This window comes from Micromonospora sp. NPDC005171, from assembly GCF_040608575.1.
GTDB lineage: Bacteria > Actinomycetota > Actinomycetes > Mycobacteriales > Micromonosporaceae > Micromonospora.
This window is the reverse complement of sequence record NZ_JBEXIM010000023.1, coordinates 41,230-53,124: the sequence shown is the minus strand read 5'-3', so window position 1 is coordinate 53,124 and position 11,895 is coordinate 41,230. Positions and strand designations below refer to the sequence as shown.

Genomic DNA, 11,895 nt, shown 5'->3' with positions numbered 1-11,895 from the left:
AGCTGGGACGCACCCGCCCCGCCGGTCACCGAGGTCGGCGGGGCGGGGTCAGGCGGGGCGGAGGTCAGGCACGCGGCGGACGTTGGTGAGGGTCAGGCCCAGGGGCGGCAGCGCGGGCATCCGGTGCAGGTCCAGGGCCAGGTTCTGGACGGGAACGTCGTAGCGCATGGCGGCGGTCAGGTTGGTGACCGCGCGCTTCATCAGGTCGATGGTGATCCACTCGCCGGCGCAGCGGTGCCCGGCCCAGTGGTCGCCGCCGCCCTGCGGGATCAGCTCGAACGGGTCCAGCCGGCGGCCGGCGAACCGCTCCGGGCGAAACAGCTCCGGTTGCGGCCAGGTCGTCGGATGGTGATTGGTGCCGTAGAGGTCGAGCAGCACCCGCCAGCCCTTCGGAAAGTGGTGGCCGTGCCAGTCGAAGGACCGCCGGACCCGGGCCGCCGCGATCGGAAAGAACGGGTAGGAGCGGCGTACCTCCTGGACGAAGTGCCCGGTCGCCTCGTCGTCGTCACGGACCCGTTCCCGCCAGGCCGGATGGTCGTGCAGGGCGAGGGCGGCGAAGGTCATGTACTGGTCCACGGCGACCACCGGGCGCAGCACGTTGAGCAGTTCCACCGCCGCGATCCGCCGGGGGAGGAGGTTGCCGCGCTCGTCCCGGTGTTCGGCGATCACGGCCAGGGCGCTGCCAGCCGGCGCCGGCGCGAAACCGACCCGGGTCCGTTCGATGAGCTCGGCGAGCAGGTGTTCGGCGCGGTACCGGGCGACCCGTCCCCGCCAGTGCCGGGGTCCCAGCGCCGCCGGACCCTCGATCATGGCGTGCAGTTCGACGGTGCGCCGTTCGACCTGCGACGCGGGCAGCGGCACCCCGGCCCAGGCGTGGACCACCCGGGTCAGCAGACGACCCAGCTCGTCGTAGAGCGACACCGGACCGGCGGCCTCCCAGGCGGTGACCTGGGTCCGCCACTCGTCGTCGAAGAGCTGACCGAGCCGCTGGATCGCCGCCGGCGTCATGATCGACATGAGCATGGCCTTGCGGTCGGAGTGCTCCGGACCGTCCAGCCCCTGCACCCCACCCCTACCGGTCAGGGTCCGCTGCACGCGCAGCGGCATAGCGGTCGCGCGTTGGAAGCGGTCGTTGTCATAGAACAGCTCCGCCGCCGGCCGGCCGCGCAGGCAGATGGTCGGGGCGAGCAGGATCCGGGTCTTGAAGACGTCGCCGCCGTACCGCTCGCAGCGCTCGCCGATGAATCGGTAACCCGCGCGGAGCAGCGCGAGGGTGCTGTCCGGGCTGCGGTCGGCCGGCATGGTCGCCATCGGGTCTCCTCATGCGCTGGTATGGCTGGTCGCCGTGGACCACGGCGCTTACCCCCGCCGCCGCCGCTGAATCCCGAGCGGCTGGCCCCTCCCAGGGGCGGCGAAACCTGGTTTGCTGCTGGTGGGACGAGCACGGGGAGGGCGGATGCGCGACAACAGATCGCCGCACTGGCGGCAGCGGCGAGCGGCCGGAGCACTCGGCCAAGGCCGCGACGGACGGTCACTGATCGGGCCGCCGCGGCGGCCCACCCGTCCGCACAGGTTCTTCACAGTGCACCTGGGCTTCACCGCGCCAGGCCCGGCCGAGGCGCGGGAGCTGGCCGTGGCCTACGCCGAGGCGCTGAGCCTGCTCCGCTCGGAGGTGGCACTCGGGGCGGCGGCCCTGTCACCCGCGGACGCCTGGCAGCGGGCCGAGCGGCTGTTCTGCGGCGCGGTCGGCCCGGACGGAGAGCGGTGCGTCGACGTGGCGGACCATCCGGGTTTCCACCACGCCCAGGGCCCCGGTGGCCTCGGCTGGGGCGACGGCGACGGCCCCGGCGATGACTGACCACCAGCCCCGGGTGGTCGATCCGAGAGGGTGTCGGCCAGCCCGTCGGGCTGACCGTGCCGGTGTCCCGATCATGGGCAACGGCACGGCGATCCACCACCGACGGGTCGGTCGGCACGATCAGTCCAGGTCGAACTCACCGTCCTGCGCACCGGCCACGAAGGCGTCCCACTCGGCCTGGGTGAAGACCAGCACCGGCCCGTCCGGCTCGGCCGAGTTGCGCATCCCGATCAGGTCGTCGACGAAGGCGACCTCAACGGCGCTGTCGGAGGTGTCCCCCTCGGCCCGCTGCCAGACCGCCCGAGAGAGGTCGAAGTCGCCCTTGGGGTGCTGCGCCATGGTTCTTTCCTCCAGTGCCGAGGGTCGTGTGGTGACCGGGTGCCGATCCCCATCGGGCAGGATAAGCGGATGCCGAGCCTGACCCGTGTAGAGGCGACCGCGCGTGGCGCGGCGATTACTGTCGAGTCCTATCAGGTGGACCTCGACCTGACCGGCGACGGTGACGTGTTCCGCTCCCGCGTCGAGATCCGGTTCCGGGCCACCGCCGGCGCCGCGACCTTCGCCGAGGTCAAGCCCGCCACACTGCTGGGTGTACGCCTCAACGACCGCGACCTCGATCCCGCAGTGCTCACCGACAACCGGCTCCCTCTCGACGACCTGGCCGTGGAGAACACGCTCCTCGTCGAGGCCGAGATGGCGTACTCCAAGACGGGGGAGGGGATGCACCGCTTCGTCGACCCGGCCGACGGCGAGACCTACCTCTACGCCGAGTCCTTCCTCGACAACGCGCCGCGCATCTTCGCCGCCTTCGACCAGCCCGACCTCAAGGCCCCGGTCACCCTCTCGGTCACCGCGCCGCCGCAGTGGATCGTCGCCGGTAACGCCGAGCTGGCCGCCAACCCGGCCCCCGGGCGCTGGGAGTTCGCGGCGAGCGCGCCCCTGGCCACGTACTTCTTCTCGCTGATCGCCGGGCCGTACCACGTCCGGCGGGCCGAGCACGACGGCATACCGCTGGGCATCTACTGCCGCCGGTCGCTCGCCGAGCACCTGGACGCCGACGCCGAGGAAATCTTCACCATCACCCGGCAGTGCCTGGACCGGTTCCACCAGCTCTTCACCGAGCGCTACCCGTTCGGCAAGTACGACCAGGCGTTCGTGCCCGAGTTCAACGGCGGCGCGATGGAGAACCCGGGCCTGGTCACCTTCCGCGACGACTACGTGTTCCGTTCGGCGGTCACCGACACCCAGCGCGAGCAGCGGGCCGGCACCATCGCCCACGAGATGGCCCACATGTGGTTCGGTGACCTGGTCACCATGCGCTGGTGGGACGACCTGTGGTTGAACGAGTCCTTCGCGGAATACCTGGGCACCCGGGTCACCGCCGAGGCGACGCGATTCGATCAGGCATGGACCACCTTCGCCATGCGTCGCAAGGCCTGGGGGTACGCCGCCGACCAGCGGCCCTCCACCCACCCGATCGCTCCGCAGGAGGTGGCCGACGCCGAGGAGGGCCTGCTCAACTTCGACGGCATCTCGTACGCCAAGGGGGCCAGCGTGCTGCGGCAGCTGGTCGCGTGGCTCGGCGACGAGGCGTTCCTCGCCGGTCTGAACGCGCACTTCGCCGCACACCGCTTCGGCAACGCCACCCTCGCCGACCTGCTGGCCAGCCTCTCCGCCAGCAGCGGGCGGGACCTGTCCGACTGGGCCGAGCTGTGGTTGCGCCGACCGCAGGTCAACACGCTGCGTGCCGAGGTCGCCGTCGACGCCGACGGCCGCTACACCGAGGTCGCCGTGGTGCAGACCGCGCCCGAGTCGTACCCGGTGCTGCGCCCACACCGGATCGGCGTGGGCCGCTACTCGACCGACGGCACCGGGCGGCGCGACGAGGTCGACATCGACCCGAACACCGACGGAGGCCGGACGGTGCTCGGTGCGCTGACCGGCGAGCCGGCGGCCCGGCTGTTGCTGCTCAACGACGGTGACCTCACCTTCGCGAAGGTACGTCTCGACCCGGCGTCGGCGGACGCCGTCGAGCAGGTGCTGCCCGCTCTGACCGACCCGCTGGCGAGGGCGGTGCTCTGGCGCGAGGCCCTGGACGCGGCAACCGACGGCGAGCGGCCGGTCACCGGCCTGGTCGATCTGGTGGCCGCCGCGCTGCCCACCGAGACCGAGGTGATCATCGCGGAGGACGTGCTGACGCTCAGCCGGTCCCTGGTCGACCGCTACCTCGACCCGCTGACCCGCTCCACGGCGCTGGCCAGGGTCGCAGGGGCGTGCCAGCGGCTGCTCGACGGCGCGCCGGCCGGGGAGTCGTTGCAGCTCGCCGCCGCCCGGGGCTGGATCGCCGCGACCACCGACGCCGATCTGCTGGTCGGTTGGCTCGCCGGCCGGGACGTGCCGGCCGGTCTGAAGGTCGACGCGGAGCTGCGCTGGGCGGTGCTGCGTCGCCTGGTGGTGCTGGGCGCCGCCGGCGAGGCGGAGATCGCCATCGAGGCCGCCGCCGACAACAGCTCCGCGGGCGCGGAACGGGCCGCCCACTGCCGGGCCGCCCTGCCCGATCCAATGGCGAAGCAGGCGACCTGGGAGATCATCGTGCGGGGCACCGAGCTGTCCGGTCGGCTGCTGGAGGCGATCACCGAGGGGTTCTGGCAGCCCGAACAGGCCGACCTGACCACCGCGTACGTGGATCGGTACTTCGCGGAGATGCCGGCTGCCGCGCACCGGCGTACCCCCTGGACGGCCGACCGGGTGGCGGCCCTGGCGTTCCCCCGCTACGCCGTGGCGCAGCCCACCCGGGAGGCGGCCGCGGCGCTGCTGGCCCGCGACGATCTGACTCCCGGGCTGCGCCGGGTGGTGACCGACGCCGACGACGACCTGCGCCGCGCGCTGGTCGCCCGGACGGCGGTGGCCGCCGCGTCGGCTTGAGCGCCGACCATCCGCCGCGGGTTGCTGGCGCGGGGTGGCTGGCCGGCCACCCCGCGCGGCCCACCGCTCAGCGCAGGGCGGGCTCCGCCGTGACCGGCGCGTCCCAGTCGATGACGTAGCGCTGCTCGTCGGCGATGGTCTTCTCCGGGTCCAGCACCGTGCGGACCATCAGCGGCATCAGCAACGGCATCAGCGTCCGCGCGACCGCACCGGGAGCCTTCGCATGGTTGATCCGGGCCGCCCGGGCCGCGACCTTCTCCACCCGGGTACGACGCAGCCGCACGTACGCGGCGAACGCCGCCTGGACGTCCGGCAGGTCACGCAGGCAGCGGGCGAGCTGCACCGCGCTCTCGATGGCCAACGACGCGCCCTGCCCCGAACTGTTCGACGGCGCGTGCGCCGCGTCGCCGACCAGCACCATCCGGCCCCGATACCAGTGCGGCACGGGCGGCATGATCTGCAACGACCCGACCACCTGCAGGTCGTCGGCGTTGCTTGTCGCTACCAGATCCCGGCCCGGGTCGTCGTCGCCGTAGGTGGCGCGCAGCGTGTCCATCCACTGCTCCGCCGGCACCGCCTGGGCCTCGACGAGGCTCATCGGCCGCTGCTGCGGCAGGTTGGCCCCCCACCGGGTGCCGCCGCCCGGCTCCGGCCAGTACAGGTAGTAGCCGCGTCGCCCGAACGCGAACGTCATAGTGCCCGGCTCGGCGTCCACCTCGTGTCGGGCGACCGCCTCGACGCCGAGCAGTCCGGTGAACCGGGGACCGGGCGCGGCCGGGTCGATGAGACCCCGGACCGTGGAGCGGATCCCGTCCGCGCCGACGAGGATGTCGGCTGTCGCGGTGCTGCCGTCCTCGAAGCGGGCGATCACGCAGTCGTCGGTCTGCTCGGCGCCGACCAGCCGCTTGCCGTACGCAAACGGCACGCCCTCAGCGAATGCCTGGTCGTGCAGCACCTGGTAAAGCTCGGCCCGATGCACCACGTGCAGCGGCGGCACCCCGGTCAGCGTGGGCATCTCGATGCGGCGGCGGCCGACGGCCAGAGCGCTGCGGCCGATCGGTGTGGCGATCGCCGTCACCGCCTCGTGGGCGCCGACAGTACGCAGAGCCGCCACGCCGTTGGGCGCGAGGGCGAGGGTGCCGCCGATGCCGCTGGCCGTTGTCGGGTACGCCTCGTAGACGGTTGCGGTGATGCCGGCGCGGCGCAGCGCGAGCGCTGTCACCGGCCCGGCGATGCCACCGCCGATGACGATCGCGGTTCGTACCGTGGTCATGCTCTCTCCCTGGGTGGGTGGTCGTTGATGCGCGGGCGCGCGGACCTGGTGCGGCCGGTGCGCGGGCACGCGGACCTGGGAGGGAGCCCGGTTATCCTCGTGGTTGCCGCTTCGGGCCGGGTGCCTTCCCAGGCGTCGGTTCGGGGTCAGGGCCCCGGTGAGGTGTTGGCGCACCTCGCCGGGGCCGTTCTTCAGCCGGTGGTGTCGGCTCTCCGGCTCCTGCTGTCGGGGCTGGCCTCCGGGGGGTTGGTGGTCGGGGTGTCGGGGTTGGCCTCCGGGGTGCTGCCTCTCGCGGCCAACTCGGTCAGCTCGGCCGGCATCTCGCCGGTCTCGTGGAACGTCCGCCAGGTGTCCAACCCGGGGTAGCTGCCCGAGGTCAGCTCGGCGAGCAGTGCCCGCAGCCAGGCCGCCTCCGCGTCCCGCATGGCGAGGTCGTACTCCGACTCCACGAGGAACAGCCGCGGGATCTCCCGCAGGTGCCCGTCCAGCGCGTCGCGGTCCTGGCGGAGCGCGGCCTCCAGGAGATCGAGCCGTTGCCGCAGCAGCTCGGTGGCCTCGTCGGGATGCAGCGCGGCGAGCACTGACAACCCGGCCCGGAAGCGTGGGTGCTCCGCCATCGGGGTGGAGACCAGCTCGCGGGCCCAGTCGACCAGCTCGGCCCGCCCCGCGTCGGTGATCCGGTAGACGGTGCGTTCCGGGCGTCGGCCCTCGCGCACACTCTCCACCGCCTCGATCAGGTGGTGTTTGTCCAGGTTGCCGATCACCGTGTAGAAGGACCCCCACTTGAACTCCATGTCCTGGTCCTTGCCCCAGGCACGTAGTGCGGTGGCGATCTCGTACGGGTGCATCGGCCGCTGGACCAGGGCGGCCAGCACGGCCAGCGCCAGCAGATTGCCGACCTTGCGCCGCTTCGCCACGATGATTCCCCTCGCTCGTCGACGGTTACTCGTAGACGAATATACGCCGCCGTGCAGGGCTGCCGCGACCCCTGTCGCACCACGTCCTCCGATGCCCGCGCACGGCGGTGCCGGGCCGGGACGGTCCGCCACGACGCTCGGCCTACGATCATTGGGTGGAGGAAGATATCCGGCGGATCGGGATCATGGGTGGCACCTTCGACCCGATCCACCACGGGCACCTCGTGGCGGCCAGCGAGGTGGCGGACCGGTTCGGCCTGGACGAGGTGGTCTTCGTTCCCACCGGGCAGCCGTGGCAGAAGGCCGACGAGCCGGTCAGCCCGGCCGAGGACCGATACCTGATGACCGTGATCGCCACCGCCTCCAACCCGCGCTTCCAGGTCAGCCGGGTCGACATCGACCGTAGCGGGCCGACCTACACGGTCGACACGCTGCGTGACCTGCAGGCCGAGTACGGCCCGAAGGTGCAGTTGTTCTTCATCACCGGCGCGGACGCCCTGCAACGCATCCTGTCCTGGAAGGATCTGGACGAGATCTTCGAGCTGGCCCACTTCATCGGCGTGACCCGGCCCGGTTTCCCGCTGAGTGACAAGCACCTTCCGGCGGATACCGTCAGCCTGATCCAGGTGCCCGCGATGTCCATTTCGTCGACCGACTGTCGTGCTCGGGTCGCCAGAGGCGAGCCGGTCTGGTACCTGGTGCCCGACGGTGTGGTGCAGTACATCGCCAAGCGGAGCCTCTATCAGCGCTGAGCGCACCCGTTATGCCCACATTCGTGCAGTTAACCGAGCAGAACTGCGCGATCGGGGTGCCGCCGGGTATGAGACGCTTGGAGGATCGCACGCTTGATCGAAGGAGAACGGTGACAGTTTCCGAACGCGCTCACGAGCTGGCTATCGCGGCCGCGCAGGCCGCCGCCGACAAGAAGGCGCAGGACATCACGATCATCGACGTCGGCGACCAGCTCGCCATCACCGACGCGTTCGTGCTCGCCGCTGCCCCCAACGAGCGTCAGGTGCTGGCCATCGTCGACGCCATCGAGGAGAGCCTGCTCGAGCTGCCGGAGAAGGCGAAGCCGGTGCGGCGCGAGGGCGAGCGTGGTGGCCGCTGGGTGCTGCTCGACTACGTCGACATCGTGGTGCACGTCCAGCACACCGAGGAGCGCGAGTTCTACGGGCTCGACCGCCTCTGGAAGGACTGCCCCACCATCCCGTTCGTCGATCGCGACCTGGTCGAGGCCGACGCCAGCGGGTCCGCCGCCGCCGAATGACCCGACTGATCGTCTGGCGGCACGGCAACACCGACTGGAACGCCGCGAACCGCGTCCAGGGGCAGACCGACGTGCCCCTCAACGAGATTGGCCGCGACCAGGCCCGCGCCGCCGCCCCGCTGCTCGCGGCGCTTCGGCCCGACGCCATCGTGGCCAGCGACCTGAGCCGCGCCGCGGAGACCGCCGCCGCGCTCGCCGCGCTGACCGGCCTGCCGGTCCGCACCGACGCCCGGCTGCGCGAGCGGCACTTCGGCCAGTGGCAGGGTCTGCACCTCACCGAGGTCGCCGAACGCTTCCCCGCGGAGTACGCGCGCTGGCGGGCCGGAGACCCCGACCCGGGTGCGGATCTGGAGCCCCTGCACGACCTCGGCGAGCGGGTCGGCGCCGCGCTACAGGAGGCAGCCGACGCGGCCCCGGGCGGCACCGTGGTGATCGCCACTCACGGTGGCGGCTCCCGGCAGGGCATCGGTCACCTGCTCGGCTGGGACGCTGCCGTGCTGCGCACCGTCGGTTCGCTGGCCAACTGCCACTGGACCGAACTGCGCCACGACGACGTCCGCGGGTGGCAGTTGCGGGCCCACAACGTCGGCCTGATCACCGCACCGGTCGCCGTCGACGCGGTCTGAGCACTCGCGCCTCGGCGTTCACGGCCGCGATCGGCTAGCGTGCCGGGCATGCCCGTCGCGGTTGTCATCGACTCCACCGCCTACCTTCCGCCCGAGCTGGTGCAGGCGCACCGGCTCACCGTCGTGCCGTTGACAGTCGTGCTCAACGGCGCGGAAGGGCTGGAGGGGGTGGAGACCCAGCCCGCCGACGCGACCCTGGCACTGAGCGCCCGCCGGGTCACAGCGACCACCTCCCGCCCGGCACCCGAGCAGTTCGCCCGGACGTACCGCCGACTGCTCGACGCCGGCGCCGACGGGATCGTCTCGGTGCACCTCTCCGCCGCGCTGTCCGGCACGGTCGAGGCCGCCCGGCTCGCCGCCGCCGACCTGGACGGCCGGGTCGAGGTCGTGGACAGCCGCTCGGCGGGCATGGGCCTGGGCTTTCCGGCCATCGCCGCCGCCACCGCCGCCGAGGCCGGCGCCGACCTTCCCGGTGTACGCGACGCGGCGCTCACCGCCATTGCCCGCACCACAGTCTGGTTCTACGTCGACACGCTGGAGTTCCTCCGCCGGGGCGGCCGGATCAACGCGGCCGAGGCGCTGGTCGGCACCGCGCTGTCCGTCAAGCCGATCATGCATATGCCGGACGGTGCGATCGTGCTCCGCGAGAAGGTCCGCACCGCCAGCCGGGGAGTGGCACGTCTCGTGGACCTGGCCGTCGAGGCAGCCGGCGACGACGACGTGGACCTCGGGGTGCACCACCTGGCGGCGCCGCAACGGGCCGAGGCGTTGCGCGCCGCGCTGACCGAGCGGTTCGGTGACCGGCTGCACGACACGTACGTCTCCGAGGCGGGTGCCGTCGTCGCCGCGCACGCAGGGCCGGGCCTGGCCTGCGTGGTCGTCCACCGCCGACCGGAGGGCTGAGTCCTGCCCACGTCGTGCGTGGTGACCGGGGGCGGACGCGGTGTCGGCCGGGCCGTGGTGGAACGACTGCTGGCCACCGGCGCCACCATCGTCGTGCTGGAACGCGACGCCGACGCGGTCGACTGGTTGGCCGGCCATCCGGCCGCCGACCGGCTCGTCGCGGTGATCGGCGACGCCGCCGACGAGCAGGTGGCCGAACGCGCCGCCGAACTGGCCGAACGCGCCGCGCCGCTGACCGGCTGGGTGAACAACGCAGCGGTGTTCCGCGATGCCGCACTGCACTCCGCGTCGGCCGACACGGTGCTGGAACTGATCGGCTTGAACCTGCGCCCCGCCGTGGTGGGCGCCGCGGTCGCCGTCCGGCGCTTCCTGGCCCGCGCCGCCGGCGGCGCGATCGTCAACGTCTCGTCGCACCAGGCCCGCCGGCCGGTGTCCGGTGCCCTGCCGTACGCGACGGCGAAGGCCGCCGTGGAGGGGCTGACCCGGGCGTTGGCCGTCGAGTACGGCAAACACGGCATCCGCGCGAACGCGGTCGCGCTCGGCTCGATCGCCACCGAGCGGCACGCCGAATTCCTGGCCGCGCAGGAGCCCACCCAGGCCCAGTGGATCGACGCCGAGCTGAATCGGCTGCACCCGGTGGGCCGCATCGGGCGGGCCGAGGAGGTGGCCGAGGCCGTCGCGTACCTGCTGTCACCGGCGGCGAGCTTCGTCAACGGGGTGATCCTGCCGGTCGACGGGGGACGAGCGGTGCTCGGCCTCGACCCGGAGGCTCGCTGACCATACGTAGGGCGCGGGTGTCGCCATCGACGCTAGCTGTCGGCGACGAAGACGCCCTGCCCCTGCTGACCGTAGATTAGGTTCCGCTCGTGCAGTTCCTTGACGGCTCGATAGGCCGTGGAGCGTGCCACGTTGTAGAGCTCGCCGATCTCGGACACCGACGGCAGTTGTTGGCCAGGCGAGTATTCGCCTGAGCGGATCTTCTGCTCGATGTCGTCCGCCACACGGCGGTAGTGCGGTGGTCTCGTCGGCATGAGCGGCTCTCCCGGACTTCAGCGGAGATCATGTTTCCAGTCCGGGCGTGATCGAGACAAGGCGACAACGCAGCAAAGTGGAGATAGTGAGAACTTGACTACACTGAGACAGTGGATACAGTGAGACAGTGGCCGGGTGCTCCTGGACTTCAGCACTCCTGAGGTATCCGGTCTGCCCGCCCTGAGGGAGCGCATCGCGAGGCTTCGGCCCCCAGGGCGGGCTACTTCGGATCGCGCGGAGGCGCCGAACATGCCAATCGATGAACCCGTGTCCACGGCGACCGAACTGTTCATGGCCAAGCGGGTGCTGGATGCTCACTGGACCCGGGCGCTCGACCAGCCGTGGCGGGCGGGCGGGTGCCTGGAGTGCCGAGGACACAGCGAGTGCCGACAACTCGATTGGGCGTTGGTGGTCATGGCAGAAGTCGCCTCGGTCATGCTCCAGAAACGGTGAATGATCCTGCCCGCGCCGCTGTGTTAGCCTCCGTGCGCGCCCCAGATGGGCCTACCCCCGGAGGTTCTGGCTACTTCAGCCACCACGCCGAGATCGACGTGATGTGCGCGTCTCTCGTGCGGGATCCGGGGCGTCGGTGCCCCCGGGGCTTCGTCATCTGCGTGGCTGGGTGAACGCTGGGCCTCCGGTCGGGTCTTCGGATCGACCGGGAAAGAAGACGGTACGGATGACAGTCACGTTCAACCACACCATCATCGCCAGCAAGGACAAGAGCGCCTCGGCCGCGTTCTACCGGGAGTTGTTCGAGCTGCCGGAGGCGCCGTCGTGGGGGCCGTTCGCCAACGTCCGGCTGGACGAGGGTGTGCTGCTCCAGTTCGCCGAGCCGCCGGTGGACATCCAGATGCAGCACTACGCGTTCCTCGTCGACGACGAGTTGTTCGCGCGATGCCTGGCGTTCGTCGAGGGGCGTGGCATCACGTACTGGGCCGACCCGCAGTTGAAGCGCGAGGGGGAGACCAACACCGAGCACGGTGGGCGGGGCTTCTACTTCTTCGACCCGGCCGGCCACGCGATCGAGATCATCACCCGGCCGTACCTGTAGCAGGCCCGTCGGCCGGTCGGGCGCGGTTGCCCCACCG

The 11,895-nt window shown here is 71.7% G+C and carries 14 protein-coding genes; 9 read left to right on the top strand and 5 right to left on the bottom strand.

What is annotated here, in order from left to right; translation table 11 throughout:
- Nucleotides 1-48: 48 nt before the first annotated feature.
- Nucleotides 49-1,311, bottom strand: a complete 1,263-nt coding sequence (locus tag ABZU74_RS23525) for a cytochrome P450 (protein ID WP_355427595.1) — start codon at nt 1,309-1,311, stop codon at nt 49-51.
- A gap of 145 nt (nt 1,312-1,456) precedes the next feature.
- Here ABZU74_RS23525 and ABZU74_RS23520 point away from each other — a divergent pair, with 145 nt between their 5' ends.
- Entirely contained in the window at nt 1,457-1,858 is a 402-nt protein-coding gene (locus ABZU74_RS23520; protein WP_355427592.1) for a hypothetical protein, read from the top strand.
- A 120-nt stretch (nt 1,859-1,978) separates the two neighbouring features.
- Here ABZU74_RS23520 and ABZU74_RS23515 read toward each other — a convergent pair whose 3' ends face one another.
- Entirely contained in the window at nt 1,979-2,197 is a 219-nt protein-coding gene (locus ABZU74_RS23515) for a DUF397 domain-containing protein (RefSeq protein ID WP_030336536.1), read from the bottom strand.
- A 69-nt stretch (nt 2,198-2,266) separates the two neighbouring features.
- On the opposite strand from ABZU74_RS23515, the gene pepN reads away from it, so the two are divergent.
- Nucleotides 2,267-4,783, top strand: coding sequence for an aminopeptidase N (gene pepN, locus ABZU74_RS23510; RefSeq protein WP_355427589.1), 2,517 nt, complete (start codon nt 2,267-2,269; stop codon nt 4,781-4,783).
- Between the two features lie 67 nt (nt 4,784-4,850).
- Here pepN and ABZU74_RS23505 read toward each other — a convergent pair whose 3' ends face one another.
- Both ABZU74_RS23505 and ABZU74_RS23500 read right to left on the bottom strand, forming a co-directional pair.
- Entirely contained in the window at nt 4,851-6,056 is a 1,206-nt protein-coding gene (locus tag ABZU74_RS23505; RefSeq protein ID WP_355427586.1) for an NAD(P)/FAD-dependent oxidoreductase, read from the bottom strand.
- Nucleotides 6,057-6,247: 191 nt separating this feature from the next.
- Nucleotides 6,248-6,973, bottom strand: a complete 726-nt coding sequence (locus ABZU74_RS23500) for a PadR family transcriptional regulator (protein WP_355427583.1) — start codon at nt 6,971-6,973, stop codon at nt 6,248-6,250.
- A 155-nt stretch (nt 6,974-7,128) separates the two neighbouring features.
- On the opposite strand from ABZU74_RS23500, the gene nadD reads away from it, so the two are divergent.
- The 5 genes from nadD to ABZU74_RS23475 all read left to right on the top strand — a co-directional run bounded on the left by nadD (nt 7,129) and on the right by ABZU74_RS23475 (nt 10,549).
- The gene (gene nadD, locus ABZU74_RS23495) at nt 7,129-7,725 is read left to right on the top strand and encodes a nicotinate-nucleotide adenylyltransferase (protein ID WP_030336528.1); all 597 of its coding nucleotides are present in this window, start codon (nt 7,129-7,131) and stop codon (nt 7,723-7,725) included.
- Nucleotides 7,726-7,835: 110 nt separating this feature from the next.
- Nucleotides 7,836-8,243 (top strand): ribosome silencing factor, encoded by a 408-nt coding sequence (gene rsfS / locus ABZU74_RS23490; protein ID WP_030336526.1) that lies wholly within the window; start codon nt 7,836-7,838, stop codon nt 8,241-8,243.
- A complete protein-coding gene (locus tag ABZU74_RS23485; protein ID WP_355427580.1) occupies nt 8,240-8,869 on the top strand; it encodes a histidine phosphatase family protein in 630 nt (209 codons plus the stop codon). Before rsfS ends, ABZU74_RS23485 begins: the two co-directional genes overlap by 4 nt.
- Nucleotides 8,870-8,917: 48 nt before the next feature.
- Nucleotides 8,918-9,772, top strand: a complete 855-nt coding sequence (locus ABZU74_RS23480; protein WP_355427578.1) for a DegV family protein — start codon at nt 8,918-8,920, stop codon at nt 9,770-9,772.
- An 18-nt stretch (nt 9,773-9,790) separates the two neighbouring features.
- Nucleotides 9,791-10,549 carry an SDR family oxidoreductase gene (locus tag ABZU74_RS23475; RefSeq protein WP_355427575.1) on the top strand — a complete coding sequence of 253 codons (759 nt, stop codon included), beginning with the start codon at nt 9,791-9,793 and terminating at the stop codon, nt 10,547-10,549.
- Between the two features lie 32 nt (nt 10,550-10,581).
- Here ABZU74_RS23475 and ABZU74_RS23470 read toward each other — a convergent pair whose 3' ends face one another.
- A complete protein-coding gene (locus tag ABZU74_RS23470; RefSeq protein WP_091409860.1) occupies nt 10,582-10,803 on the bottom strand; it encodes a GntR family transcriptional regulator in 222 nt (73 codons plus the stop codon).
- 250 nt (nt 10,804-11,053) lie between these two features.
- Between ABZU74_RS23470 and ABZU74_RS23465 the strand changes: the two genes are divergently transcribed.
- On the top strand, nt 11,054-11,257 hold the full coding sequence (locus ABZU74_RS23465) for a hypothetical protein (protein WP_355427572.1): 204 nt from the start codon (nt 11,054-11,056) through the stop codon (nt 11,255-11,257).
- A 226-nt stretch (nt 11,258-11,483) separates the two neighbouring features.
- A complete protein-coding gene (locus ABZU74_RS23460) occupies nt 11,484-11,858 on the top strand; it encodes a VOC family protein (protein WP_355427569.1) in 375 nt (124 codons plus the stop codon).
- Nucleotides 11,859-11,895 lie beyond the last annotated feature (37 nt).